Below are 26657 nucleotides of genomic sequence, written 5' to 3'. Positions count from 1 at the left end.
GCTCCGGCCAGCGCCTCCAGCTCGCCCGGCACACCATCCGCTCCGGCCAGCACTTCCAGCCCGCCCGGCACACCATCCGCTCCGGCCAGCACCTCCAGCTCGCCCGGCACCTCACCGGCTCCGGTCAGTACCTTCAGTACGTCCGGGATCTCATCGGCTCCGGTGGGCACCCTTTCGGATCCGGTGGGCGGCTTCGGATCGTGCGGTGCCCTTGGGGCCCCGGCCCGCCTCTCCAGCCCGTCCGGCGTTTGAGGACGAGCGCGTTCAGCGCGTTCTGGGGGTCTGGGGGCGAAGCCCCCAGGTACGGATGGGACGGGTAGGGGCGGCGGGGGCGAGGAAACTCCACCGTTCACGCCCGCGTCCCGTGCCAGGACCACGTCCCCCAAAGCCGCCCCCTCCGACGACAACCGCCCCAGCGCCTGCTGATGCAACTGCCCCGCATCCGGCCGATACCCGCTCCGCAGAATCGTCGCCACCGTCCGCATGTACGCCGGCGCGGCCACCACCCGCCGCCCCGGAGGCGGAGCCACCCGCCCGTACACGCTCACACCCCGCCCCACCTCGAACGGCCGCCCCGTGACGTACTGCCACGCGGCGGCATCCGCGTGCAGGTCGAGGAAGAGCGTCGTCGTCCCCGGCGCGCGCAGCCGCAGCTCCTCTCCGATCCAGTGCCACGGAAACCCCGTATAGCGAACCGTCGCAGGCGTCGTACGCGCCAGCGCGAGATGCGGAAGGTGCTGTTTGCGGTCCAGCTGGAGCTGGCCGGTGAGGTAGACGGTGAGCGGCCCGGGGGCCACCGCAGCCGCGCGCAGCCGGGTCAGGACGGCCTGCGGCTCCAGCGGATCGGCGAGTTCGACGACGTTCGCGGTGTCGGTGCCGGACAGCACGGCGGGAGCGACGGCGGCGAGAACCGGCAGCACGGACGCCGCGTCCACGAGACAGCCCTTGCCCACGGGCGAGGCGGCGAGCAACAACGCGGTACCGGTTGTTCCCGTCATGGTCCCTCCCCTCACGTCCCTCACATCGGTCACATGCCTAAGCAGCACCGTAACCGGTGCGACTGCGAAGGGGGATTGCCGGGAGGACTATCACCCTCTTTGGTCGGCTTGTACGGCCCGCACCGCGAACACCGTGGTGTCGTCGGCGAGATGACCCCCGCAGTGCAGCAGCGTGCCGTCCCGTACGAACGCCACCAACCGCAGCGGCTCGGCGGTACGCGGATCGTCGGCGACGGCCTCGGCGACACGTTCGCGCAGCGGGAAGAAGACCCCGTCGGCGTCCCGGGCCTCGGTGACCCCGTCGGTGACGAGCAGCAGGGTCTCCCCGAGGGCGAGCGGCACCCGTGCCACGGACGGCAGCGCGTCGCCGCCGAGCGTCAACTCGCTGAGCCCGAGCGGGAGTCCGTCCCCCGGCGGCAGACTCCGTACCCCGTCGGCGGACACGATCAGGGAGGGCTCGTGCCCGAAGTTGACGACCTCGATGACGAGTTCGGCCCCTGCCGGCTCCAGCTCCAGTGGGAAGCCGATGAGCACGGCCGTCGCAAACCGGTCGCCCTCGTCACGCCCGACCGCCGCCCGATAGCGGACGTGCCGCAGCATCCGTACCTCCAGCCGTTCCGCGACCGTCGCGAGCGCCGATTCGTGGTACCCGGCCTCCCGGAACGTGCCGAGGAGGGCCGCCGCCGCCTCGACCGCGCCGAGCCCCTTGCCCTGGACGTCACCGATGAGGACCCGCGTGCCCTGCGGGCCGGGCTGGATGTCGTAGAAGTCGCCGCCGACCCGGGCGACGGCGTCGGCGGCGAGATAGACCGCCGCGTGGTCGAGGCCGCCCCAGCCGGGCGGCAGCGGGCGCAGCACCGTACGGCGGGTGGTCTCGGCGACGTCCCGCATGTGCAGCATGCGCCGCTCACCGCGCACCCGGACCGCACAGGCGAGGACGGCCAGGACCCCGCCGAGGGCGACGAGGATGAAGTCGGGCAGCCCGGTCTGGTACTGGTGCGGCCAGGCGCCGTCGACGAAGACGTAGGTGGCGAGGGAGAGGGCCGCGAAGACGGCCGTGCCGATCACTCCGCACAGCGCGGCGGCGATCCCGGGCACCAGCACGATCCAGGAGATGATCCGGAACTCGCCGGTGGTGTTCCAGTCGAGGACCGCGATCCCGATGAGCAGTACCAGCGGCGGCAGCCAGCCGAGGCCGCGCCCGGCGGGGACGGGCGGGAGGGCGGGCTCCTCGTCCGTGCCCACCCTGCCCACCGGGCCCGTCCGGCCCACCGGCTTCATGGAACTCAGCGAAACACGGCCGCCTTCCCCTGTCGACTTGCCAGCGGCCTTTCACAGGTGTGCTCTGGAGGGCGGGGGCGAGGCGAGAGGAGCACTCTCATGGCTCAGACGACATCCGGTGTCCCCGGTAGCCCCGGCAGGCCACACCTTCCCGACATCTTCAGCGCCCGGACCCACCTGGCCACGAAGTGGGCGCTGCCCGTCGTGCTCGGCCTGGTCTACGGCTTCTGGGCCGCGGCCAACCGGCGCGACGGCGGTCCCATCACCGGCTGGAACGTCCTGTTCGGCTTCGTCAGCGCGCTGGCGTTCATGGCGTTGCTCATCGGCGTACGGGCGGTGGCGCCGCGGCTGAAGCGCGAGCTGCACGCGGTGGCGTGGGGCGCGTTCGCCGGGATCGCGTTCGGGTTCCTGTACAGCCAGACCGGGGCGAGTGTGCTGCGGTCGTGCGGGAACGCGCTGGTGGTCGCGGGGTTCGTCACGGCGGTGCTGTTCTACCGCTACTACACGCACGAGGACGCGGCCGGTCACAAGGTGGAATGAGCCCGTCCCAGCCACCCGTGATCTCAGCCGAAGCCGTGATCTCAGCCGAAGGTGACGTTCCAGCTGAAGCTCCACGTCCCGGAGAAGCTCCACTGGCCGTCGTCGTCCTTCCACTCGGGGCAGGGGTCGGTGCAGCTGGGCACCGACCTGCCCCCGGTGTCGATGAAGGCGGCGCTCGCCCAGGCGTTGACGCCGGGCAGCCAGTACCAGTGCGGGTCGCCGCGCACGGTCTGTCCGACGACCGAGCACTCGACACGGCCGTGGCTGCCGGGTGACAGCTGCCCGACGACGGCCGAGTCGGTGGTCGGCTGCTTCCGCAGGTTCAGGTCACCGGCCGATACGACGGTGCCCCGGACCCCGGAGCCGTCCGCGCCGGCCGGCGTGGCCGCCGTCGCCGTACCGACCGGCAGGAGCGATACCGCCGCCGCCAGGATTCCGCCCGTGAACAGGGCCGGGGTGGTGCGCATGTTCCGCCTCCGAACTCCTCGAAGCTCCCCGAACCGCTTGATGCACCCCCAAAACCAGGAAACACCCGTTCGGGTGAACGCTCCACCGGAGGCTCCACCTCGGAGGCTTGTCCCGCACGCCCATATGCAGTCAACCGACTCGCGTTTCCCGCCCCCGGGCCCTTGCCTGGGAGAGTGCCTCACCGTCTCCGGAGCGCCCTGTCGGCCGTGCTCACCGCCCTCGCGTGCCTGCTGCTGCCCTTCGGCGCGCTCTCGGCCTGGGCGGCGTACGGGCTCGCCGACACCGGCCGGTACGTCACCACGATGGCGCCGCTCGCCGAGAACCCGTACGTCCAGGACGCCATCGCGGACAGCCTGGGCGCCGAGATCGTGCACACCATGGATGTCGGCCCGTTCGAGAGCGGCGCCAGCCACTTCGTGCAGGACGCGGTGCACTCGTTCACCCGCACCGAGGCCTTCCGCGCGGCCTGGGACACGGCCAACCGCGCCACCCACGAGGCCGTCCTGGACGCCCTGCGCAACGACGGCCCCAGCACACAGAGCCCCTACGGCAGTTACGGCGGCGAGGGCGCCGTAACCATCGACCTCGCGCCGGTCACCGCTCAGGTCAAGCGCCAACTCACCGACGACCACGTGCCGTTGGCGAGCCACATCCCCGTCGCGCACACCGAGGTCGCGGTGCTGCCCGCCCAGGATCTCGTACCGCTCCGGAAGGGTTTTCGCGTGCTCGAAGTCGCCGGTTTCTGGCTTCCCGTGACGGCCGGCGTGCTCGCCGTCACCGGGATCGCGCTCGCCGTCCAGCGCCGCCGGGCGATCACGGCGACCGCGCTCGGTACGGCTCTCGGCGGGGCGCTGCTCGGCGTCGCGCTGGCGATCGTCCGCCGTCTCACCCTCTCCGACCTGCCGCCGGGCGTCTCCGCACCGGCCGCCGGCGCCGTCTACGACGCCCTGACGGCCACCCTCCGCACGGTCTCCTGGCTGCTCCTCGCCCTCGGTCTCGCCGTCGCCCTGGGCATGTGGGTCACCGACCGGTACGGCCGCGCCGGGCGACTGCGGCGAGCGTCCGCAACGCCCGGGCCAGCTCCGGTTCCGGAGCCGACGCGAGTCCGAGCCTGACGGCGTCCGGCGCCCGCTGCGGCCCCACGGCGAAGGCGTCCCCCGGCGTGACGGCGATCCCGTGCGCCGCGACGGCGGCCGTGAAGGTGTCCGCCCGCCAGGACGCGGGCAACTCCCACCAGGCGTAATAGGCGTACGGATCGGACCGCACGGCACCCTCGAACTCAGCCAACTCCCGTGCCAGCAGCCGCTGTCGACGCGCCGCGTCCAGCCGCTTGGCAGCCACGAGCCGTGCGACGGTCCCGTCCTCGATCCACCGCACCCCGGCCTCCAGCGCGAACCGGCCCGCGCTCCACCCACCCGACCGCACGGCCGCCGCGACGGCCTCCGCCCGGTCCGGCGGTACGACGAGAAAGCCCACGGTGAGCCCGGGCGCGACCCGCTTGGACAACCCGTCGACGACATGGGCGAGTTCGGGGACGTGGGCGGCAAGGGGATCCCCCGCCTCCTTGTCGGTGAGGAACGACCAGATCCGGTCCTCCACCACCGGTACGCCCAACTCCCGCACCACACGCGCGAGTTCACGCCTCCTTCCCTCGCCCATGGTCACCGACGTCGGATTGTGCAGCGTCGGCTGGACGTACAGGGCGGACAGGGGAGCGCTGCGGTGGGCGGCGACGAGGGCGTCGGGGCGCACGCCGTCCTGGTCCATGGCCAGCGGGACCAGGACGATGCCCAGTCGGGCGGCGATCTCCTTGACCAGCGGATACGTCAGCGCCTCGACGCCGACCCGGCCGCCCGGCCGAACCAGGGAGGCGAGGGTGGCGGCGATCGCCTGCCGGGCGTTGCCCGCGAAGAGGACGCCGTCGGGGGCGGGCCGCCAGCCCGGGGTGACCAGCAATCCGGCGACCGCCTTCCGGGCCTCGGGGGTGCCGTCGGCGGGTGCCGGGCGCAGCGCCTCCGTCAGCACATCGGGCCGCAGGAGAGGCGCGAGGGCCGGCGCGAGCAGCTCCGACTGGCCAGGCGCGGAAGGGTAGTTCAGCTCCATGTTGACCCTCGGGGCCAAGGCGGTGGCGGCCACCGGCTCGGCGAGCGCGCGCCCGTTCGGCGCGGGTGGCGCGGCCCGGACGAACGTGCCGCGTCCGACCTCGCCGACGACCAGTCCACGCCGTACGAGTTCGCCGTACACCCGCCCGGCCGTCGACCCGGCGATCCCGCGCCGCCGCGCGAACGCCCGCTGCGGCGGCAGCCGTTCGCCGGGCCGGAGACGTCCGCTGGCGATGTCGTCGGCTATGCGGTCGGCGAGACGCCGGTAGTCGTCGTCCATCAAGTACCCCCGTACAGAAGCGAATTGCCGTCCCGGCGAAATTGCACCGAGAGCAAAGATCTTATTGCACCGAGGAGTTGAGTCGATCTAAGGTTGCCCACATGACCCCCATTACCCCCATTACACCTCTTACACCCTTTACCCCTCTTGTTCTGATTCACGGCCATCCCTTCGACCGCACGATGTGGACCCCGCAGATCGAGGAGTTCTCGGCCACCCGCCAGGTCATCGCCCCCGACCTGCGCGGCTACGGCACCTCCCCGCTCGCCCCCGACACCGTCACCCCGCTCTCGCGGTTCGCGCAGGACATCGAGGCGCTGCTCGACGAGTCGAAGGTCGAGTCGTGTGTACTGGGCGGGCTGTCGATGGGCGGCCAGATCGTCATGGAGTGCTGTGCCCGGTTCCCGGAGCGCGTCCGGGGTGTGGTCCTCGCCGACACCTTCCCCGCGCCCGAGACCCCGGAGGGACACGTGGCCCGCAACACGATGGCGGACCGGCTGCTCGACGAGGGCATGGGCGGGTACGCCGACGAGGTGCTGGAGAAGATGGTGGCGCCGTACGCCGACGCGGGCGTCAAGGCCCACGTCCACCGCATGATGACGGCCACGGACCCCCGGGGCGCGGCGGCGGCACTCCGGGGCCGGGCCCTGCGCCCCGACTACCGCCCCCTGCTGACCCGCCTCACCGTCCCGGCCCTGGTCGTCGTGGGCGCCGACGACGAGTTCACCCCGGTCGCCGACGCCGAGGCCATGCACGCGGCGCTCCCCGACTCCACGCTCCAGGTCATCGAACGCTCGGCCCACATGCCCAACCTGGAACGCCCGACGAAGTTCAACAGGGCCCTGGCCGACTTCCTGGCGGCGCGGATCGACACGGCCGCCTGAAACCTCGTACAGCACTATGCGGGGAATCGACGAAAGCGCCCCAAAGGGGCGCGGGGAACCGCGCGACCAGCCACGGACGGCCCGCACCTTTACTACCGCGTTTCCCTTCCCCGTGACCCCCGTATGGTCGAGCCGTGGGAGGACTACGGGGCCGATGGTTGACGGCGACGGTCCGGTGCGTGGGCGCCGGGTTCGGTGCGGTCAGTGTCGTCGTCGCCTGCCGGGCCGTCGACGCCGATGCCGTGACGCCCGTACCCCAACTGCTCGCCTTCCTGCCCTGGCTGCTCGCCCCGACCGCCGCCGGTCTGCTCCTCGCGCTGTTCGCGCGGTGGCGGGCCGGGATGGTGTGGGGCGCGGTGCTGCTGGCGGTCACCGGGTGGTTCACCCAGCCGTACGGGACGGGGAGCGAGCCCGGCGGTGCGGTCGTCGCCGAGGTGCGGGTGCTGACCGCCAACGTGGAGTTCGGGGAGGGCACCGGCGCGCTGATCCCGGTCGTGCGGCGGGAGCGGCCCGACCTCGTGTTCGTCGAGGAGTGCGAGTACCGCTGCGAGAACGCCCTCGCGACCGCCTTCGACGGTGTCTATCCCTACCGGGAGACGGTCCCCGGGGCCGGTTCCGATGGTTCCGTCATCCTCAGCCGCTTTCCGCTGGAGGGTACGGAGGGCATCCCGGGCAGCACGATGGGCATGCCCGGTGCGGTCGCCGAACTGGCCGGCGGTCACTCCGTACGGGTCCAGCTCGCCCACCCGATGCCGCCGGTCCCCGGCCAAGTCGGCCTCTGGCGGAAGGAGTTGGGCGCCCTGCGCGACTTCGCCGCCGAGAACCCGTCCCGTACGCCCACCATCCTCGCCGGTGACTTCAACGCCTCCCAGGACCACGCCGCCTTCCGCCGCCTGCTCGACACGGGACTGCGCGACGCCGCCCGGCTGGCCGGGGCCGCCCGTACGCCGAGCTGGCCCGCCCGTACCGCGCCGACGGCCGGCGCGCAGATCGACCATGTGCTCGTCTCGGGGGAGTTCTCGGCGAGCGGCGCCCGTTTCCTCGGCATCGCCGACAGCGATCACCGCGCGCTGGTCGTCGACCTGGCCCTCCACCAGCGCGAACGCGCCCGGTGAGAGCGGGGCGCCTACGGCGATAATGGGGCCATGCCCCGCGAGTTCCCCATCGGCCTCACACCTCCCGACTGGCTGGTGCGGAACCTCAGGCCCCAGCCGGCCCCGCCCGTCAACCGCCCCGCCGTGGCCCGCGCCGCCATCGCCATGTCGCTCCCCCTCGCCATCGGCCTCGCCACCGACCACGCCTCCTACGGCGCCCTCGCCTCCATGGGCGCCCTCTCCGGCGTCATCGGGGACACCGCCGACGCGTACCGGATGCGCATCCTCAACATCGCGATCCCCCAGCTCTTCGGCGCCCTCGGCGTCACGCTCGGCTCGCTCGTCTACGGCCAGGGCTGGACCGCCGTCGTCGCCGTCACCTGCGTGGCCCTCGTCTCCGGGATGATCTCGACGATCGGCGCGGTGGCCTCCGTGTCCGGACTGCTGCTGCTCCTCAACTCCGTGATCGGGGCGGGTCTCCCGCTGCCGGGGGAGTGGTGGCTGGCGCCGGTACTGATGTCCGGCGGCGGCCTGCTCGTCCTGGCCCTCGCCCTGCTCGCCTGGCCACTGCGATCGGGGGTGCCGGAGCGGGCGGCGGTCGCACAGACCTACCGTACGGTCGCCGACCTGCTCGCCGCCTGCGCCACCGACGGCTACGAGGACGCCCGGTACGCCGTCACCCAGTCCCTCAACCAGTCGTACGACCTCGTCCTCGCCCGGCGCGCCCGCCACCACGGCCGCAGCCCCGAACTCGTGCGCCTGCTCGCCCAGTTGAACGCCATCACCCCGGTCGTCGAGGCCGCCCCCGCCGCCCACCAGGCCGGCCGCCCACTGCCGCCCGAGGTCCCGGAGGCGGTCCGCCACCTCGCCGACGCCGTCGACACGGGCTACGGCGGCCCGATAGGGCTGAGCGTCCCCGCCCCGACCGACCACACCGGCCGCGCCGTCGAACAGGCGCTGCGCCACGCAGCCGAGGTGGTCGGCAGCCGCTCCCCCGACCTGCGCACCGCGGCCACAGACGATCGTCTCGGGCGCCCGGCCGACCTGCGCGTACGGGCCGTGCGCGCCGCCCGGGACGTCGTCCTGTCCGCCGACTCCTGGCGCTACGGGATCCGCCTCGCGCTGTGCATCGGCCTCGCGCAGGCACTGGTCTCGATCGTCCCCGTGCCGCGCTCCTACTGGGTGGCCCTGACGATCACCTTCGTCATGAAGCCCGACTTCGGCTCCGTCTTCTCCCGGGCGCTGCTGCGTGCCCTGGGCACGGTCGCGGGGCTGGTCGTCGCGGCGGCGGTGCTCGTACAGGTCCCGCGCGGCTGGTGGGACGTACTGGTGATCCTGCTTCTCGCCCCGCTCATCCCGGCGCTCACCCCGCGCGGATACGGCTACCAGACGGCCGCCATCACCCCGGTGATCATCCTGCTCTCCGACGTCCTCAACCACCAGGGCACAGGGCTGCTGCTGCCCCGGCTGCTCGACTCGCTCATGGGCTGCGCGATCGCCCTGGTCGCGGGCTATCTCCTCTGGCCGGAGAGCTGGCACACCCGCGTCGGCGACCGCCTCGCCGACGCGGTCGCGGACACGGCCCGCTACGTCGAATCGGCGTTCCGCGCCGACACCGAGGGCGCGGCCCGCGCCCGTATGCGGCGCCGCCTCTACCGCGATCTCTCCGTCGTCCGTACGGAGTTCCAGCGCGCCCTGACCGAACCGCCGCCCACCGGACGACGGGCGGCGGCCTGGTGGCCCCTGGTCGTCGCGGTCGAACGCATCGTCGACGCGACGACCGCGGCCCGCGTCCACATCAAGCAGGGCGCGAAACCACCGTCCGACGCCGAGATCGCCCAAGTCTCGGTACAGCTAAGGGAGTTGTCGGACGGACTGCGCCGCGTGGAGACGCTCTACGCGGTGCGTACGGACCTCAGCGGACCGGCGGACAGTGTGCTGGAGCCGCTGCGGCAGGAGGTGGCGGCGGCGCGGGCGATCACGTCACCGCAGAAGTAGCGGGCGAAGGGGGGCGCGGGCCGTCCCTGTGCAGAGGGACGGCCCGCGCCTGTGGGGGGTGGGGGCTACTGGGGTGTGCAGTACTGGGGTGCTACTGGCGCAGGGCCGCCGCAAGTCCGTTGATCCACAGCTGGTTCACTCGGGAGCGCTCGGCCGCGTTCGGGGTGGCGTTGGTGCAGGACGTGCCCGGGCCGCCGCCGGACATCAACTCGCTGCACGGACCCGAGTAGTGGTCGGGCAGACCGAGGACGTGGCCCGTCTCGTGGGCGGTGATCCGGGTCGGGTCGTACTGCTCGCTCTGCGCGTAGTCGATGAAGATGTAGCCGCTGCCGTGACCGTCCGTGGAGGCGTACGAGCCGTTGGAGCTGTTGCCCTCGCGGTAGGTGAAGTCGGCGGCGGACGCGGTGCCCGACTGGAGCTTCACGTTCGTCACCGAGCTGTTCCAGATCGAAGTCGAGCGGGCTATCTCGGCGCTGAAGGAGGGCGCACGGGACGCGTTGTAGACGACGGTGACGGCGGCCGCCGAACGCGGGTTGGCCGCGCGCTTCTCGGCGACGGACTTCAGTACGGCCTCGAAGAACGCCTTGTTGGCGGCGGCCTCCTCGGCCGACCCGGCGTACGAGGCCCGCACGGCGGGACTGGGACTGGCCGTGGCGGGAACCGCCGTACCCAGCGCGAGAGTTGCCAGACTGAGGCCTAACGCCGCCGCCACGACACCAGAGGTGGACTTGCGCATCGATGACTCCTTGAGTGGGGGGTGAGTCGATCGGTCGTATCGTGAGTGTCGGTCCCTGTACGGCGGCTGTGATGATGGCAAGTGGCGATAGCCCGGCGCTATCGCGCCCCAAAGAGGCGCGGGGCTGTTTCGATTTGCGGCTCCGCCGCGGGGCGCAACCAGCCCCCACCGGCCCGCACCCTGTGTACCGTCGGATGACATGGACACGAACATGCGCGCACCCCGGGCGGAGCCCCCCGCATGGAACTAGAAATACGGCACCTCAGGGCGCTGTGCGCCATAGCCGACACAGGCAGCCTCCACCGCGCCGCCCGCCAACTAGGCGTGGCCCAACCCTCGTTGAGCACCCAGCTGCGCCGCATCGAACACGAGCTGGGCGGCGAGCTGTTCACCCGCACCCGGGCCGGCTGCCGTCCGACACCGCTCGGCCGGGTGGTCCTGAGCCGGGCCCGCCCCCTGGTGGCGGAGATGCGCTCCCTGGTCACGGAGGCGAGGGCGGCAGCGGCAGGAGGCCCCCAACTACGCATAGGTTCGACGGCAAGTCGCGCCCTCTCCGGCTGGCTCCGCCGACTGCGCCAACGCCAGCAGGAACCCACCCTCCGCATGGACGTCTCCGCGAACGCGCTGCTGCGCATGGTCGCCGACGGCCAGCTGGACGTGGCGTTCGTGCACGAGGTCGAGGGCTGTCCGCTCCGGGTCCCCGACGGCCTGTGCCTGCGCGTACTGGTCGACAGGGAACCCCAGTTCGTGTCCCTGCCCGCCGACCATCCGGCCACCGCGAGACCGGTGGTCCACCTCTCCGAGCTGGCCGGCGACCGCTGGATGGTGGACGAGACGGTCGACGGCGAGTTCGACGCCGTACTGCGCATGCTGCGCACCGCCGGCCTCAACCCCCGTGTCCTGCACGGCGACTACCACACCACGGCCTCGCTGGTGGCGACCGGCGAGGTCGTCACCGTCTGCCAGGCGACCTGCCTGCCACGCCCCGAGATGGCGGTACGCCGGCTCCACGGCGACCCGCTCGGCGTACGGCTGCTGCTGGCGGCCCGTACGGAGACGGACCTCGACGGAGTGCACCCGGCGCTGGCGGAGGCGTACGAGGAGGTGGCGCGGCAGGCACCGGCGTACAGGGAGTGGCTGGAGCAGAGTGCCGCGAAGGCCCCGACCCCAGCCCTCCCCTAGGTAGGCCGATCAGCTGCCGATGTCGCAGCCGTCCTTGCGCCAGACCGCGACGACCGCCGGGCGGACGTACGTGCCCGGTCCGTCGGGCCAGGTGCTGGCCGGTGCCTCGACGGTCGCGCCGGTGATCTCGCCCGGGTGCTGCACGGCGACGAGCACCTGGCGCTCCCCGATGACCGGACCGCAGGTCTCGGCGCCCTTCGGCACGGTCAGGAACTGCTTCAGCTCACCGCGCCTGGCACCCTGGGTCGCCACGCCGAACAGGCCGTCGTGCGAACCGAGTTGGGCACCGTCGGTGGAGATCCACAGGTTGCCGTGCGGGTCGAAGGCCACGTTGTCCGGGCAGGAGATCGGGCTGACGTCGTCCTTCGGGAAGCCCGCGAAGTAGGTCGCCGGGTCGTTCGGGTCGCCCGCGACGAGGAAGAGCAGCCAGGCGAACGAGGTGCTCTCCGGCCGGTTCCAGCGCTCGGTCAGCTCCAGGATGTGGCCGTGCTTGTTGGCGTTGCGCGGGTTGGCCTCGTCGGCCTTGGCGTTCGAACCGACACCGCGGTTGGTGTTGTTGGTGAGCGCGACGTAGACCTTGCCGCTCTTCGGGTTGGGCTCGATGTCCTCGGGCCGGTCCATCTTGGTGGCGCCGACCTTGTCACCGGCGAGCCGCGTGAAGACAAAAACCTCTTCAGCGGTCATACCGTCGACGTGCGAGACGGCGCCCTTGGCGGTGGCGGTCGCCAGCGGGATCCACGTACCGCTGCCGTCGAACTCACCGTCGGCGGGCAGCTTGCCGGTGCCGTCGATCTCGATGGCGGGGGAGTCACCGGTGAGCTTGGCGACGTAGAGAGTGCCCTCGTCGAGCAGAGAGAGATTGTGCTCACGGACGGACCGCGAGTCCCCGTGCCGCATCCGCTTGCTGCTGACGAACTTGTAGAAGTAGTCGAAGCGCTCGTCGTCGCCGGTGTAGACGACGGGACGCCCGTCGGAGGTCAGCCGGATGGTGGCGGCCTCGTGCTTGAAGCGGCCGAGGGCGGTGTGCTTGCGGGGCGTGGAGGAGGGGTCGTACGGGTCGAACTCCACGACATACCCGAAGCGGTGGACCTCGTTGGGCTCCTGGGCGACGTCGAACCGCTTGTCGAACCGCTCCCACTTGCGCTCGCTGGCGCCGGTGCCGATGCCGTACCGCTTGTCGGTGGCGCTGGAGGCGTTGGCGAAGTACTGGTTGAAGTTCTCCTCGCCGTGGAGGGTGGTCCCCCAGGGCGTCGTACCGCCGGAGCAGTTGTTGAGCGTGCCGTAGGCCTTCCGCCCGGTCGGGTCGGTGGAGGTCTTGAGGAGATCCGACCCGGCGGCGGGCCCGGTGATCCGGAACTCGGTGGTGGCGGTGACGCGCCGGTTGAGCGGGTGGCGGGGTACGGGCGTGAGCTTCCCGGTCCTCCGGTCCCCCTCCACCACCACGGCGGAGAGCCCGTGCGCGGCCCAGGCGATCTCGACCTGCTCGCGGGTGGGGTTGGCGGCGTCGTAGCCGCGGAACATCAGGATCTCGTCGGTGTACTCGTGGTTCGCGACCAGGAGCTTCTGGTTGCCGTGCAGGGGGAGCAGGGCGAGGAAGTCGTTGTTGTACCCGAACTGACCGGCCTGCGCGGCGGCGGTCTGGTTCTCGGGGTCGAAGGCGGGAGCACCCTTGACTATGGGCTCACCCCAGCGGATGACGACGTTCTGGTTGTAGTCGCCGGGGATCGTCACGGCGTCGACGGTGTTGGGCTCGACGGCGGTGAAGCGGAGCCCGCGCGGCACGGAGGAGTGGGAGGGGTGGCGGGAGGTGGAAGTGGCCGCTTCCGCACCCTGGGCGCCGGCGACGTTCACGGCGGTACCGGCCGCGGTGGCCACGGTGACGACGGCGGCGGCCCGCATCACGGAACGGCGGCTGAGGGCGCCGGCGATCACATCGCCGACGTATTCGTTGGTGCTGGTGTTGGGAACCTCGTGGAAGCAGGCGTCACCACACCGGAAACGGCAGGTCATCGCGGACCGGCCGCCAGGATGCGATTCGGACGGCGATCCGATCAACGGCAGCAGCTTGCGCACTTTACTCTCCCCTTGGTGTCCCCATACGTGCCCTTGGTGTGAGCGTGACGCTAGGGGGGCGGGGGTGCAGGGGCGGGGCCGCCGGGTGAACGGACAGTGAACCTGTGGGAGCGGTAAGGGTGTTGGGGCCGCGAATGACGTGCTCGCGGCCTGGTGGGGAGGGGGACGGGGAGGGGACTTCGAGGTTGGCGGAGTGGCACCCTTGACGTCCGTCGGGTTCCGTGAAAGACCCTGCCCAAGATCGCCAGCGCGGCCCGCTAACCTTACGTGTCCGTCCTGGCCAGGGATTGACGGGCTACAACTCACGTGAAGGGTTGCGCACATGGGCATTCTCACTCTCCTGCGGAACGCGTTCGGCAAGTCACGCAAGGGGCGGGACGCCGAGGCGGCGCCCGCGCGGGAGGCGGAGTCGGCTCCTCAGCAGGAGGCCACCGAGCCGAAGATTCCGGCACCGTCCCCGGAACCGACCCTGACGGAACCCCCGAAGACCCCGGAAGCCTCCATTCCGGCACCTGCTCCGGCCCCGGAGCCCACTCCGGCCCCGGTCGCGGACCCCGCCCCGTCCTCGGTGGTTGACGACCTGGTGTCGGCAGCCTTCGACAACGTGACGGTCCCGAAGCCGTCGAAGCCGGTGGACGAGGTGGAGATCGAGGCGAAGCCGAAGCCGGTGGCCGTGGAGGCGGAGCCGGTGGCCGTCGAGCCGGAGTCGGTGGCCGTCGAGGCGGAGCCTGAGCCAGTCGTCGAGGCGAAGCCGGAGCCGGTCGCTGAGGCAGAGCCTGCGGTTGAGCCCGAGGCAAAGGTGGAGGCGGAGCCGGTCGTCGAGGCGGAGCCTGAGCCGGTGGCTGAGACGAAGTCTGAGCTGGAGCCGGTCGCCGAGGTGACCCCCGAGCCTGAGGTCGAGCCCGAGGCCGTCGCCGAGGAACCGACCCCGGAGCCGGTGGCCGAGGTAGCTCCCGAGCCCGAGGTCGAGCCTGCCGCCGAGGAGCAGACCCCGGTGACCGAGGTCGCCCCGGAGCCGGAGGTCGAGGTCGAGGTCGAAGCGGTGGCCGAGGAGCCGGCGCCCGAAGCCGTCGTCGAGCCCGTCGCGGAGGAGTCCGCTCCCGAAGTGACGGCGGAGCCGGAAACGGAACCGGAGTCCGTGCCCGAGCCTGCTGACGACCTGGAACCGGCAGCCGCCGACGCGGAGGAAGCCCCACAGGGGCCACCCGCACCCGAGAACGAAACCGCCACGGGCGGTGCGGGTGGGAACACAGACACGGCCGACGGCGAAGCCGAGGCCGAGACCCCCGTCCCCGCAACCCTCCTCACCGCCTACAACGCCGCCACCGAAACCCTCACCACCCTCAACCTCACCAACACCCCCGCCAAGATCTACCTCGTCCTGGACCGCAGCGCGTCAATGCGCCCGTACTACAAGGACGGCTCCGCCCAGGCCCTCGGCGAGCAGACCCTCGCCCTCGCCGCCCACCTCGACCCCAACGCCCAGGTCCACGTCGTCTTCTTCTCCACCGAACTGGACGGCACCGGCGAGCTGACCCTCCCCGACCACGAGAACAAGATCGACGAACTCCACGCCGGCCTCGGCCGCATGGGACGTACGAGCTACCACGTGGCCGTCGAGGAAGTCCTCACGCACTACCAGAAGTCCGGCACCACCGACCCCGCCCTGGTCGTCTTCCAGACGGACGGCGCCCCGGACGCCAAGACCCCCGCGACCCAGTCCCTCACGGACGCCGCGAAGAGCCACCCGGCGGTCTTCTTCTCCTTCGTCGCCTTCGGGGAGCAGGACAACAAGGCCTTCGACTACCTCCGCAAGCTGAAGACGGACAACACGTCCTTCTTCCACGCGGGCCCGACCCCGCGCGAACTGACGGACACGGAACTGTACGAGGGCGTACTGGCGAACTGGCGCCCGTAGCCATCAGGACGACGCACAACGACGGGGCCCGGCAGACCGCCGGGCCCCGTTCCCGTGCCGCCTCAGCCCGTCGGCGAACCCAGCAGGGCCAGCGCAGAGGTGATCAACGAGAGGACCACGGAAGCGTCCCCGCACAACGTCCGAATCGTCTGGAGCCGCGAACGCGCCGTGTCCCGCTCCGCGTCCTCACCGACGTTCTGGTTGCGGATCAGCCCGAGCAGGGCCCGACAGCCCTCGGGGTCCGTGACCCCCTCCGGCTCACCGGCCAGCGCCGTGTCGAGCTCACCGAGTATCCGCGTCCAGTCGTCGGCGGTCCCCGCGTCGGAGACAAAACGCACCTGCTTCTGGACCGTACCGACCGAATCCACCGTGTTCTGGACGTCGCCCATGGTGCCGTGAAGGTTGATCACGCCCTTGTTGGACATGCCGGGCCCTTGGTTCCGCGCCCCGCGGGGATTGAAGTTCGTCATGAGCCGTCTCCTCCGGAGGAAGGTGCCTTGTTCATCGTGGCCGTCGAGTTCCGGGTGAAGGACTGGTTCTGGACGTCCCCCATCACGCCCGAGTTGATGACGCCCGTGTTCTGCAGGATGTACGTGGCCTGCTGAAGGAACGCGCTGATGTCGACGTTGTGCTCCTGGAGAAACCCCAGTGCGGCACGGAAGACGCAGCGCTGCATCCAGTCCACGTGCCTGCGCGCGTCGTCGTACTGGAGCATGTCGTCCATGTAGCGCGAGGAGTAGACCTCGCGCAGGCTCACGGGCCCGTGACCGGGGTCCATCGGCGCACGGCTCGAACGCAGCGGAGCACGCAGACGGTTGAGGAGTGCGAAGACGTCCAGTAGGGCGTTCAGCGAGGTACGCGCGTGCCAGCCGGCCCCACCGCGCTCCGCGGCCTTCACCCCGGTGCGCAGAGTGGGGTGCATCGGATGGAGGACCTGCGCACGGATCGTGATGCGCAGAAAGTGGTGCTCGTACGCGAAGCTCACATACAGCGCGGCGACCAGTTCACCGTCCCAGGAGACGATGCGCGTGCACAGCAATCGGCGGGACTCCTTCGTGGTGGAACTGGCACCCGCCGCTCCGGTGCCCCGCCGTGCGAGCACGAGCAGGGAGTCCCATTCCTTGTCGGTGATGTCGTCCCAGCGCTCGGCCGCGACGGCGGCGACGTCGAAGACATCGAGCCGGTTCGCCGGATGGTGGGAGGGGCGATGGTCGATCAGCCGCTGCATCTCGTCGGCCACATGGCGGTGGAGTTCGTCGGGCGTGAAGGCGACGACACCCTGGCCTGCGGTGTCGCTCAGGATCTCGTCGACGCTCCGGAACGCCTGCCGTACGATTTTCTCCTCCTCCGTCTCGTCCTTGAGCGCCTCCTTCCCGGCGGCCGAGGTGACGTCGATACCGATGGCCTCCTCGAACCACACGGTCCCCGCCCCCACCAGATGGTGCACGGCCTGGCCCTCGTCCCGCAGACGCAGTGTGTACGGCACCACCAGCCCGTCCCGCTCACGAGGGTCCCGGCGCAGCATGCGGCGCCGCCAGGGGCCTATCCACCAGCGCAGGTCGCGCTCTCCCCGCCCCTCGGTCCAGCGGGCCCGGCGAAAGGCGACGTAGGCGAGGAGACGGTCCGCGTAGCAGACGGCCCAGGTTCCACCGAGCAGCACCAACAGGGCCGGGCCGAAGCCGGCGGCCACGCCGGTGACGACGGCCGTGGCGAGCACACCCAGCAACAGCGTTCTGCGCAAGATGGTGAGCTTCTCGGCCGATGCGGCGCTCTGCAGGACAGGTGTCAGATGGAAGCCGTGAGGCGGAACGGGACGCCCGTGACCGACCCGCCGACGCACCCAGCGAACGTACGCGTGACCGAGATGCACAGGCCACTGAGTGTCCTTCGGGGGGAGATTCTGGGAGACCGCCCGCAGCGCCTTGTCGCGCTTGTCGCGATCGCGGCGGGTGAGCAGTATCCACGCGACCCGCGGTACGACGACCGCGTGTGTGGAGGCCAGTTTCGCCAGCGCGCCGGCATGGTCGTCGCGCAGATACGCGGCCGCGCAGAGCCAGTTCGTGGTGTCCGAGAGACCGGCACGGCGGACTTTCTTAGGGGGTTCCTCACCATGTACCGCCGCACTGCCCGGGCCACGCCCTGCCGTCCCGTCCCCGGGAAGCGGCATGACGGGCTCTCTGCGCAAGGTGAAAAGACGCAGGGTGAAAAGACGCCGTTTCGGCGACGTCGGCCCTGCCTGAGTTCCCCGTGAACCGTCTCGATCGAGGCCCTCGGCACCCTCGTCGACGCGCTCGAAGTCCGTCCCCAGCCCCATACCCCGTCCCCCTCCACTCCAAGTGGTGGTGACAGGGTGCTGATGCGGACCGCGGTCGAGAAGGGGGCATGGGCTTCGACGGAGCCGTTTCGGCCACTGCTCACCCCTGAAAACGGGAGGCGGGCGCCCCATACCAGTCGGCTACGATTTCAAGGTTCGTAGACGGTCCAAACACACCAAAACCGTCACTCCATGTAGCGACTTGGGAGCAGCCCGCGATGGCTCGACACCTCATCACCAGCGCCCTTCCGTACATCAACGGGATCAAGCACCTGGGCAACATGGTGGGGTCCATGCTCCCGGCGGACGTCTACTCCCGGTATCTGCGTCAGCGTGGTCACGACGTCCTCTACATCTGCGCGACCGACGAGCACGGCACCCCGGCCGAGCTGGCGGCGAAGGAGCAGGGCATCCCCGTAGCGGACTTCTGTGCGCAGGCGCACGACGCGCAGAAGGCGGTGTACGACGGGTTCGCGCTGGCCTTCGACTACTTCGGGCGGAGTTCCTCCCCGCAGAACGTCGAGATCACGCAGCACTTCGCGCGTCGGCTCAACGAGAACGGGTTCATCGAGGAACGCGCGATCCGTCAGGTGTACAGCCCCGCCGACGGCCGCTTCCTCCCGGACCGTTACGTCGAGGGCACCTGCCCCCACTGCGGCTACGACAAGGCGCGCGGCGACCAGTGCGAGAACTGCACGCGGGTTCTCGACCCGACCGACCTGATCAACCCGCGAAGCGCCATCTCCGGCTCCACCGACCTGGAGGTCCGCGAGACCAAGCACCTCTTCCTCCTCCAGTCGAAGCTCCAGCACGAGGTCGAGGAATGGGTGGCCGCCCACGAGGGCCAGTGGCCCCACCTCGCCTCCTCGATCGCCCGCAAGTGGCTGACCGAGGGCCTGCACGACCGCGCGATCACCCGTGACCTCGACTGGGGCGTCCCGGTCCCGGCGGACACCTGGCCGGAGCTGGCGGCGGAGGGCAAGGTCTTCTACGTCTGGTTCGACGCCCCGATCGAGTACATCGGGGCGACGAAGGAGTGGTCGGATCTTGACCCGGCCAACCGGGACTGGAAGTCCTGGTGGTACGAGGCGGACGGCGGCGACAACCCCGTCCGGTACACCGAGTTCATGGCCAAGGACAACGTCCCCTTCCACACCGTCATGTTCCCGGCCACGGAACTCGGCGTCCGCGAGCCGTGGAAGAAGGTCGACGTCGTCAAGGCCTTCAACTGGCTGACGTACTACGGCGGAAAGTTCTCCACGTCCCAGAAGCGGGGCGTCTTCACCGACCAGGCCCTGGCCATCCTCCCGGCCGACTACTGGCGCTACTTCCTGATCGCCAACGCCCCCGAGTCCGACGACTCCTCGTTCACCTGGGAGCACTTCACCGCCACGGTGAACAAGGACCTGGCGGACACCCTCGGCAACTTCGTCAACCGTGTCCTCTCCTTCTCGAAGAAGCGCTTCGGCGACGAGGTCCCGGCGGGCGCGGCGGCCGGCGAGGCGGAGACGAAGCTGGGCGAGCAGATCGCCGAGCTGCTCGCGGAGTACGAGACCCAGCTGGAGGCGCTCCAGTTCCGCAAGGCGGCCGCGGCCCTGCGCGCGCTCTGGTCGGCGGGCAACTCCTACCTGGAGGAGAAGGCCCCCTGGCTGGAGATCAAGACCGACCAGGACGGCGCGGCTCTGACCCTGCGTACGGCGATGAACCTCATCCACCTCTACTCGGTGGTCTCGGAGCCCTTCATCCCGGCGTCGTCGGCGACGATGCGCGCGGCGTTCGGGCTCCAGGACGACACCCGGACGTGGTTCACGGCCGAGGAGGCCAGGTCCCTGTCCACCGTCCCGGCCGGCACCGCCTTCACGGTCCCGCCGGTCCTGTTCGCGAAGCTGACGGACGAGGACCTGGAGACGTACAAGGAGCGCTTCGGCGGCGCCCCCGAGTAGCCGCACAGGTCACGCGGTGACCCCGAACCGCCCGTGGACTCCCCGGAGTCGACGGGCGGTTCTGTCTTCCGCCTCGTCATCGGCATCGGCACCCGGCGGACCGGACTCCAGCCCGAGTGCGGTACGGGCGGCGCTGACGTACTGAAGCCCCTCCACGGCGGTCTTCCTCGCGAGCGCGTACTCGGCGGGAGTGCGGGCGGCGGCCAGCTGTCCCCGGGCGGCGTGGTGCCGTCCGGCCGCCTCCGCCAACGCCTCCGCGGCGGCTTCGTCGGCCCCCGGCCGAAGCCCGGCGAGACTCCCCCCGAGCCGCACGACCCACCGATTCGCCTCGACCTCCGCGTCCAGCCCGGACGGAACCGCGTACACCCCTGCCTGCCTGCGCAGCAGCACGACGGAGGCCACCGCTCCCACTATCAGCAGCAGCGTGAGCGGAACGACGATTCCCATGACTTCCTCCAGCGAGCGCGAGTGCGGCAGTCCCCATGGAACGTCCCCCCTCTGTGCGCTCCCGACGAGAAGTCTGTGCGCCGCCTGCGAACCTCCCGTGGACGCTTCCGATCCCCGTCGATCTCCGCATGTACGGAATCTCCCGCTCCTCTAGGCAGGCCACTGTTTCGGCCGATATACAGGCCGAAGATCATGTGAAGCCAGTCAATTACCGAGACATGGGCAGAGATTTGCGTCTGTCCACAGGGGGGGCACAACCATGGCACTCTTCGGCAACGCGCACACCGTCGACCCGACGGCCGCCCAGCAGGACTACGCCCGGCTGCTCGGCCAGAACGAGCAGGTGCACGCCGCGTACCAGCTGATCCGCGACACCATCCTGTTCACCGACCGCCGGCTCCTCCTGGTCGACAAGCAGGGCATCACCGGCAAGAAGGTCGAGTACCACTCGGTCCCGTACCGCAGCATCACCCACTTCGCGGTGGAGACCGCGGGCACCTTCGACCTCGACGCCGAACTCAAGATCTGGATCTCCGGCTCCCCGAGCCCGGTCCAGAAGACGTTCACCAAGGGCGTCGACATCTACGAGGTGCAGGCGATCCTGACGCAGTTCGTGGCCAAGTAGGCACAGCAGCCAGAGCGGGACGCAAGATCACGGCCCGTCCCAAGCCCTGGTAAAGTCCGCTCACTTGTGCGAGGGCTGGGGAGCCCTCGTGGGGAGGGAACCTCAAGTGGGCAGACACGCCCTGGGACGGGGCGGGCCTACCGTGCTTGTCTCCACCACCGCACTGGCCCTGCTGGCCGGGGCCCTGTACGCGTTCTCCGGACCGGTGGCCGGCGCCGCCGAGGCGGCCGTGCCCCAGGCGTCCGCCACGGCGGCGGCCACCACCACGGAGATCACGCTCAGCGAGCCGAACTCGGACACCCCGCGTGCCACGCGTCCGCTCGTCGCCGGCGGGACCGGCTTCCTGCAACGCCAGTGGGCGGTCGACGGACTGCTGTGGACGGACTACGCGGACGGCGGCACGGTCACCGTCGAGAACGCGAGCGGCGTCTACACACCGGTCTCGGGCTGCACGTCCCTCGGCTCCGCCTGCCACGCCTCCTGGTACGGCTCGGACAGCGACCTGGTCGCGCTGCCGACATCCCTGAACACCTCTTCCGTCACCCTCTGGGACCCCGGGACGCGCAAGCGGCTGGTCGTGTCGTCCGGCACGGGCGCGAAGTACCGGGGCCTCGCCGGGGACACGATCGTCACCGACTCCACGCTGATCGACGTCGTGGACGGCAAGCGGTACGAGCGCACCGTCACCGGCGACGCGACGAACATCCAGAACTACCAGATCGTGGGCGCGGACTCCTCCGGCGTGCTCTGGGCGCGTGACGGCGACGTCTACTACATCGACCTGGCGACGGCGGTGAACACCCAGGTGTTCACGGACGTCCCGTCGACCGCGCACTTCGTGCAGACCGACGACCGGATCGGCTGGTCCACCGCCGACGCCACCGGACTGCACCTCAGGTCCCGCGCGGACCTGGCCGCCCCGGAAGAGACCTTCACCCTGCCGTACCTCGCCGTGCCGGACCTCTTCCAGCCCATCGCCGGTGATCCGGTCCTGGTCGGCGACTGGCTGCTGCTGCCCGCGACGAAGCGAACCGGTGGCGCGACCCTCGAAGCCGCCTCGCTCACCGACGGCTCCACGCGGACCCTGCTCACCTCCGCCGGCGACCACTCGATCCAGGCATCCGGGAACGACGCCTTCGTCACCGGCGGCACCGGCCCCGCCGACTGGTGGGTCCAGCGCGTGAGCCAGGGCGAGGACGGCTCGCTCCAGCTGACGAGGACGTACCGGATTCCGGCGATGGAGAACCCCAAGACCGGGCTGGCCCTCAGCCGGGGCAGTCTGCGTGTGGTGGCGGACAACCCCGAGAGCACCACGGACACGACGTCCGTGCGCACCCTGACCACGGACAACGGCACGACGCTGACCGCCTCGGCGGCCACGAAGGGCAACGGCGCTCTGCCCGCCTGCCCGTACCCGGCCACCACCTGCGCGGCCATGTTCGGAAACAGCGGTGAGGACGTCTACCTCCAGAAGGTCTCCGGCAGGGATCTGCTGATCGCCATGAACGACGGGCAGGGCAACGACACCCTGTCGTTCGGCACCGCGGGCGGCGCGATCGTCGACGCCTCCGACGGCTACGTCCTCTACAACTCCGGCGGCACCACGCCCACGCAGTACGTCGGCGAGTTCGGCCGGGGTCAGAAGCTGAAGCGCGCGATCGTCGCCGCCGCCCTGAACGGCCCCATGCTCTGGAGCGCCACCGCCACCTCCGGCCGGCTCACCTCGTACAGCCTCACCGGGAACAAGACACTGGCCACGGTGACCGTGCCGGGCCTCGGTTGCGTACCGAGCGAGCTGCAGGCGGCGGGCCGCTGGGTGTACTGGGCCTGCGGTACGGACTCGGCGGGCGTGTACGACACCGCGTCCCGTACGTCGACCGCCGTGCAGCCCGGTGACGTACTGCTCGGCGACGGGTTCACCGTCCGCCACGACCACACCACCGACGAACTGGTACTGACCGAGACCCGCACCGGCACCACCCGCGTGCTCGCCTCCCGCGTCCCGGACACCGGCCTCGCGGCGGACCGGCGCTACCGCTGGACGGTGGACGAGTACACGGGCCTGGTGGCGTGGTCCGACTCGTACGAGCAGACGCACGTCGCCTCCACCGGGGTCGCCCCGTCCAACCCCGGCACATTCTCCTCAAGGGCGGATGCCGAGTCGGTGCCGAAGACCTCACCCCTCTGGTCCGGTGACTGGCTGCTCTCCCGCCCTGTCACCTCCTGGTCCCTCACCTTCACCTCGAAGCAGAGCGGTCCGACGGGCCGGACCACCCGCACGGTCACCGGCGGCGCGGCCACGGCCTGGATCTCCGCGACCTGGAACGGCCTGACGGCGAACGGAGGTTACTTCCCCAACGGCGACTTCACGTGGACGCTCCGGGCCACCGGTCTCGGCACCTCGACCTCGAACACGGCGGCCACGGGAACGGGCTACGTGATGGGCGGGGCGCCGGTACACCACGACTTCATCAGCAAGGTGGGCCGGGCCGGCGCGGGTGACCTTCTCACCCTCACCTCCTCCGGCGCACTGACCTTCCACCCGGGCACCGGAACGGGCGGGTTCAGCGGCAACAGAACCACCGGAGGCGGCTGGCCCACTGGCATCAAAGCCATCCCCTTCGGACACCTCGGCGGCAGCAAATGCAACGACGTCCTCGTCCGGATGGCCAACGGGGCCCTGCGCCTCTACACCCCGAGCTGCAACTCACCTGTTCTGCCGAACACTTCGCACACCACCCTCGCCACCTCCGGCTGGACCCAGCACGACATCCTCACCTCCCCCGGTGACCTCACCGGCGACGGCCGCCCCGACCTGATCGCCCGCAAGGCGTCCACCGGGGCCGTCTACCTCTACAAGGGCACCAGCGCCGGCAAGCTCTCCGGGGCGGTCGCGCTGTACGCCGACTGGAAGGGCTACAAGAAGATCGTCGGCGCCGGGGACCTCGACGGCGACGGCATCGGCGATCTGCTCGCCCAGGACAAGGCCGACAACCTGTACCGGTTCAACGGCACGGGCCGGGGCACCTTCACGGCCCGTACGAAGCTGTTCGGGTCATGGGGAGCCTCGTACAACGCGGTCGTCGGCGTCGGCGACATCACCAACGACGGCAAGGCGGACCTCGTCGCCCGCGACACCGCCGGCAACCTGTACCGCCAGAGCGGGGACGGGAAGGGGTCGTTCGGGGCGCGTACGAAGATCGGGAGCGGCTGGGGGACGTACAAGTCCGTCTCCTGATCGCGTAGCCCGGGCGGGGCCAGGCTCAGGGATCGCTGTTCGTACCGTGGGAGATGCCGTGGATGTCGACCTGCGCAAGCTGCGCTACTTCGGACATCACCCTGGCCCTCAGCCACGCCGCCGGATGCCCGGGCCGGATCGACTCGCTGTCCCTGGACGAGGCCCTGCGGCGGATGGGTCCGATCGCCGAGGCGTTCGCCCTCGACCAGCAGCTCACCGGCGCCCGGGCCCGGCGCGAGCTCGGCTGGACGCCCACCCGGCTCGACGCCCTGGCCGAACTCTCCCAGGGCTGAACCCGTCCGCCCCGGCCGCGCCGCCCGTCGGTCTCCGTGAACCGGCGGAGACGGCGAAAGGCCCGGAACCTGGGGGAGGGTTCCGGGCCGTCCTTCGCGGGCCGTACGTCCGTCAGCTCGCGGAGGCGGAGGGTGACGCCGTGTCCGTCGCCGTCGCGGACGCGCCCGGCTGCACCGCGTCGTCCGTGCCGGTGTGGGTCGCCTCGGGGTCGACGCCCATCGTGATGGAGCCGATCACACCCTTGGCGATGTCCTTCTTGTTGTACTTCAGCTTGAGCAGACCGCCCGTGGTCCCGCTCTGGTCGTAGATCGTGTCCTCGGTGAGCGTCGTGCGCTCGGTCGTCGACGTCGAGTACGGGTCGACCTCGGCGGAGGCGAGCACCGACTCCTCGTCGAAGAAGAACTGGCCGGTGTGGCAGGTGGTGCCGCCCTCGTAGCCGGCGTCCGTCCAGGTGCCGTCCACGTGCACCTTCGTGTGGATGTGGACGCAGCGGCCCCGGTACCAGCCCGGGAAGATCGTCTTGAAGGTGACCCGGCCCTGCCGGTCCGTCTTCCAGGTGCCGCGCAGATAGCGCTTGTCGTCGGTGGGCTCCTCGTGGCCACCGCCACCGCCCGTACCGCCGGAGGGGGCGCCGGACGGCGCGTCGGTGGGCGGCTCACCCGTCGGGGTGCCCGAGGGGGCGTCGGTCGGGGCGCTGCCGCCGCCGCTGGAGAGGCTCTCGTAGCCGGAGTACAGGCCCAGCGCGTCGCAGTGCCAGACGTCGACGGCCGCGTTGACGATCGGCTTGCAGGTCTCGGAGTCGATCACCCGCAGGCTCAGGGTCAGCGGGATGCCTTCCTTGTCCTCGGTGATGTCCTGGCGGAGCTTGTCCGCGTCGATGTAGTAGGGGCCCTCGGTGGTCTCCGAGGTGAGCGTGTAGCAGACCTCCGAGCTGGTGCTGGAGGCCTTGGGGGTGGGGGTCTTCTTCCCCGTCCCACCCGCGAACGCGCCCGCCGCGACTCCGCCCGCGACGCCCACCGCGGCGACCGCTCCGGCGCCGGTGACGACGACCTTCCTGCGCGTCAGATCTCGTTTGTGCTTCGGCCCTTGGTTCTCTGTCATGGGTCTGGAACTTAGGTAAGACGCCTGTCAGGACCATGGGAAAGGACTGTGCTTTGCTTTGCCTTCTCATGGATCTTCGGAGAATCAGCAAAAGGGGCGAGAAATAGCCGTCGATTTCCCGCCCCCCTGCATTGATTGGGCATTAATTAGGCAAGGCTTACCTAATTAATTCTCCTCCTCAGGCGCCACGCCCATCGTCAGCTCGGCGAGAACTCCGCGCCCGATGTCCGTCTTCTTGTACCGCAGCCGCAGTAGCCCACCCTCGGCCCCGTTGTCCGGATAGATCGTGTCCTCGTCGAGGGTCGTGCGCGTCGCCGTGTTCGTCGAGTACGGCTCCACCGCCGCCGAGAGCAGCACCGACTCCTCGTCGAAGAACAGCTGGCCCGTGTGACAGGTGTGCCCGCCCTCGTAGCCGGCGTCGGTCCAGGTGCCGTCCACGTGCACCTTGACGTGGATGTGCACGCAGCGACCCCGGTACCAGCCCGGGAACACCGTCCGGAAGGTGACGAACCCGCGCCGGTCCGTCTTCCACGTACCGCGCAGATAGCGCTCGTCGTCGGTCGGCTCCTGGTGGCCGGGGCCGCCACCACCAGGACCGTCCGTGGGAGGCGGGCCCGTGGGCGCGTCGGTGGGCGGGGTTCCGCCACCACCGCCACCACCGTTGCCCATGGCCTCGTAGCCGGAGTAGATACCGAGCGCCGAGCAGTGCCAGATGTCGACGGCCGCGTTCCGCACCGGCCTGCACGTCTCGGCGTCGATCACCTTCAGGCGGAGGGTGAGGGGGATGCCCTCCTCGTCCTCGGTGACGTCCTGGCGGAGCTTGTCCGCGTCGATGTAGTACGGGCCCTCGGTGGTCTCCGTGGTCAGTACGTAGCACGCCTCGGGGGTGCCCGAGGGGGTGCCGGAGCCGTGCGCGCCCTTCGCCTCCGGCACGCCGTTCGCCTCCGGCGCTCCCTGTGCGGAGGCGAGCCCTGCGCCCAGGGCCGCCACCGCCGTGGCGGTGACCGCCGTCGCGCCACCGGCGACAACGACTCTGCGGCGCGTCAATTCCCGTAATTCCTGCTGGGGGGTGTCAGTCATGGGCCCGGAGATTATGAATGGGACCTGTCAAAGAGCTGTGATTTCCGGGGTTTCCTGAGCA

21 protein-coding genes and 1 pseudogene are annotated in these 26657 nt (G+C 70.6%); 11 read left to right on the top strand and 11 right to left on the bottom strand.

Features of this window, described 5'->3' with window-relative positions:
- Nucleotides 1–236: 236 nt before the first annotated feature.
- Both ACFYXF_RS12010 and ACFYXF_RS12005 read right to left on the bottom strand, forming a co-directional pair.
- Nucleotides 237–998: pseudogene (locus tag ACFYXF_RS12010) on the bottom strand (hypothetical protein); the annotation flags it as partial.
- A gap of 90 nt (nucleotides 999–1088) precedes the next feature.
- A complete protein-coding gene (locus ACFYXF_RS12005; protein ID WP_389349402.1) occupies nucleotides 1089–2279 on the bottom strand; it encodes a PP2C family protein-serine/threonine phosphatase in 1191 nt (396 codons plus the stop codon).
- A gap of 99 nt (nucleotides 2280–2378) precedes the next feature.
- On the opposite strand from ACFYXF_RS12005, the gene ACFYXF_RS12000 reads away from it, so the two are divergent.
- Nucleotides 2379–2819, top strand: a complete 441-nt coding sequence (locus ACFYXF_RS12000) for a hypothetical protein (RefSeq protein WP_389349401.1) — start codon at nucleotides 2379–2381, stop codon at nucleotides 2817–2819.
- A gap of 41 nt (nucleotides 2820–2860) precedes the next feature.
- Here ACFYXF_RS12000 and ACFYXF_RS11995 read toward each other — a convergent pair whose 3' ends face one another.
- On the bottom strand, nucleotides 2861–3286 hold the full coding sequence (locus tag ACFYXF_RS11995) for an SH3 domain-containing protein (RefSeq protein WP_389349400.1): 426 nt from the start codon (nucleotides 3284–3286) through the stop codon (nucleotides 2861–2863).
- 174 nt (nucleotides 3287–3460) lie between these two features.
- Here ACFYXF_RS11995 and ACFYXF_RS11990 point away from each other — a divergent pair, with 174 nt between their 5' ends.
- Entirely contained in the window at nucleotides 3461–4402 is a 942-nt protein-coding gene (locus ACFYXF_RS11990) for a hypothetical protein (RefSeq protein ID WP_389349399.1), read from the top strand.
- On the opposite strand, the gene ACFYXF_RS11985 is transcribed toward ACFYXF_RS11990, so the two are convergent.
- Nucleotides 4308–5669, bottom strand: a complete 1362-nt coding sequence (locus ACFYXF_RS11985; RefSeq protein WP_389349398.1) for a PLP-dependent aminotransferase family protein — start codon at nucleotides 5667–5669, stop codon at nucleotides 4308–4310. The two genes, ACFYXF_RS11990 and ACFYXF_RS11985, sit on opposite strands and share 95 nt — an antisense overlap.
- A 101-nt stretch (nucleotides 5670–5770) precedes the next feature.
- Between ACFYXF_RS11985 and ACFYXF_RS11980 the strand changes: the two genes are divergently transcribed.
- From ACFYXF_RS11980 to ACFYXF_RS11970, 3 genes are all read left to right on the top strand, one after another.
- Nucleotides 5771–6553: an alpha/beta fold hydrolase gene (locus ACFYXF_RS11980; protein ID WP_389349397.1), complete on the top strand. Its 783-nt coding sequence runs from the start codon at nucleotides 5771–5773 to the stop codon at nucleotides 6551–6553.
- A gap of 179 nt (nucleotides 6554–6732) precedes the next feature.
- Nucleotides 6733–7668, top strand: a complete 936-nt coding sequence (locus ACFYXF_RS11975; RefSeq protein WP_389349396.1) for an endonuclease/exonuclease/phosphatase family protein — start codon at nucleotides 6733–6735, stop codon at nucleotides 7666–7668.
- Between the two features lie 30 nt (nucleotides 7669–7698).
- Nucleotides 7699–9645, top strand: a complete 1947-nt coding sequence (locus tag ACFYXF_RS11970) for an FUSC family protein (protein ID WP_389349395.1) — start codon at nucleotides 7699–7701, stop codon at nucleotides 9643–9645.
- A gap of 91 nt (nucleotides 9646–9736) precedes the next feature.
- Here ACFYXF_RS11970 and snpA read toward each other — a convergent pair whose 3' ends face one another.
- Nucleotides 9737–10381 (bottom strand): snapalysin, encoded by a 645-nt coding sequence (gene snpA, locus ACFYXF_RS11965; protein ID WP_389349394.1) that lies wholly within the window; start codon nucleotides 10379–10381, stop codon nucleotides 9737–9739.
- A 240-nt stretch (nucleotides 10382–10621) separates the two neighbouring features.
- Between snpA and ACFYXF_RS11960 the strand changes: the two genes are divergently transcribed.
- Complete coding sequence (locus ACFYXF_RS11960; protein WP_389349393.1) at nucleotides 10622–11563, top strand: LysR family transcriptional regulator; 942 nt, start codon at nucleotides 10622–10624, stop codon at nucleotides 11561–11563.
- Between the two features lie 9 nt (nucleotides 11564–11572).
- Here the strand turns inward: ACFYXF_RS11960 and ACFYXF_RS11955 are convergent, their stop codons facing one another.
- Nucleotides 11573–13636 (bottom strand): PhoX family protein, encoded by a 2064-nt coding sequence (locus tag ACFYXF_RS11955; protein WP_389349392.1) that lies wholly within the window; start codon nucleotides 13634–13636, stop codon nucleotides 11573–11575.
- Nucleotides 13637–13958: 322 nt separating this feature from the next.
- Here ACFYXF_RS11955 and ACFYXF_RS11950 point away from each other — a divergent pair, with 322 nt between their 5' ends.
- Nucleotides 13959–15554 (top strand): VWA domain-containing protein, encoded by a 1596-nt coding sequence (locus ACFYXF_RS11950; RefSeq protein WP_389349391.1) that lies wholly within the window; start codon nucleotides 13959–13961, stop codon nucleotides 15552–15554.
- A gap of 62 nt (nucleotides 15555–15616) precedes the next feature.
- On the opposite strand, the gene ACFYXF_RS11945 is transcribed toward ACFYXF_RS11950, so the two are convergent.
- Entirely contained in the window at nucleotides 15617–16024 is a 408-nt protein-coding gene (locus ACFYXF_RS11945) for a hypothetical protein (protein WP_389349389.1), read from the bottom strand.
- Nucleotides 16021–17721: a hypothetical protein gene (locus tag ACFYXF_RS11940; RefSeq protein ID WP_389349388.1), complete on the bottom strand. Its 1701-nt coding sequence runs from the start codon at nucleotides 17719–17721 to the stop codon at nucleotides 16021–16023. Before ACFYXF_RS11940 ends, ACFYXF_RS11945 begins: the two co-directional genes overlap by 4 nt.
- Nucleotides 17722–18086: 365 nt before the next feature.
- Between ACFYXF_RS11940 and metG the strand changes: the two genes are divergently transcribed.
- A complete protein-coding gene (metG, locus tag ACFYXF_RS11935; RefSeq protein WP_389349387.1) occupies nucleotides 18087–19811 on the top strand; it encodes a methionine--tRNA ligase in 1725 nt (574 codons plus the stop codon).
- 9 nt (nucleotides 19812–19820) lie between these two features.
- Here metG and ACFYXF_RS11930 read toward each other — a convergent pair whose 3' ends face one another.
- The gene (locus ACFYXF_RS11930; protein WP_389349386.1) at nucleotides 19821–20258 is read right to left on the bottom strand and encodes a hypothetical protein; all 438 of its coding nucleotides are present in this window, start codon (nucleotides 20256–20258) and stop codon (nucleotides 19821–19823) included.
- Nucleotides 20259–20517: 259 nt separating this feature from the next.
- Here ACFYXF_RS11930 and ACFYXF_RS11925 point away from each other — a divergent pair, with 259 nt between their 5' ends.
- The 3 genes from ACFYXF_RS11925 to ACFYXF_RS11915 all read left to right on the top strand — a co-directional run bounded on the left by ACFYXF_RS11925 (nucleotide 20518) and on the right by ACFYXF_RS11915 (nucleotide 24414).
- Nucleotides 20518–20883, top strand: a complete 366-nt coding sequence (locus tag ACFYXF_RS11925; RefSeq protein ID WP_389349385.1) for a PH domain-containing protein — start codon at nucleotides 20518–20520, stop codon at nucleotides 20881–20883.
- A 142-nt stretch (nucleotides 20884–21025) separates the two neighbouring features.
- Nucleotides 21026–24121, top strand: a complete 3096-nt coding sequence (locus ACFYXF_RS11920; protein WP_389349384.1) for an FG-GAP repeat domain-containing protein — start codon at nucleotides 21026–21028, stop codon at nucleotides 24119–24121.
- Between the two features lie 62 nt (nucleotides 24122–24183).
- A complete protein-coding gene (locus ACFYXF_RS11915; RefSeq protein ID WP_389349383.1) occupies nucleotides 24184–24414 on the top strand; it encodes a hypothetical protein in 231 nt (76 codons plus the stop codon).
- Nucleotides 24415–24526: 112 nt separating this feature from the next.
- Here the strand turns inward: ACFYXF_RS11915 and ACFYXF_RS11910 are convergent, their stop codons facing one another.
- Complete coding sequence (locus ACFYXF_RS11910) at nucleotides 24527–25516, bottom strand: intradiol ring-cleavage dioxygenase (protein ID WP_389349382.1); 990 nt, start codon at nucleotides 25514–25516, stop codon at nucleotides 24527–24529.
- 165 nt (nucleotides 25517–25681) lie between these two features.
- Complete coding sequence (locus ACFYXF_RS11905; RefSeq protein WP_389349381.1) at nucleotides 25682–26596, bottom strand: intradiol ring-cleavage dioxygenase; 915 nt, start codon at nucleotides 26594–26596, stop codon at nucleotides 25682–25684.
- Nucleotides 26597–26657 lie beyond the last annotated feature (61 nt).

The sequence above is a fragment of the Streptomyces sp. NPDC002680 genome (assembly GCF_042889145.1).
GTDB classification, from domain to species: Bacteria; Actinomycetota; Actinomycetes; order Streptomycetales; family Streptomycetaceae; genus Streptomyces; species Streptomyces adonidis.
The sequence above is the reverse complement of the archived record's forward strand: the minus strand, read 5'-3'. Positions and strand labels throughout refer to the sequence as shown.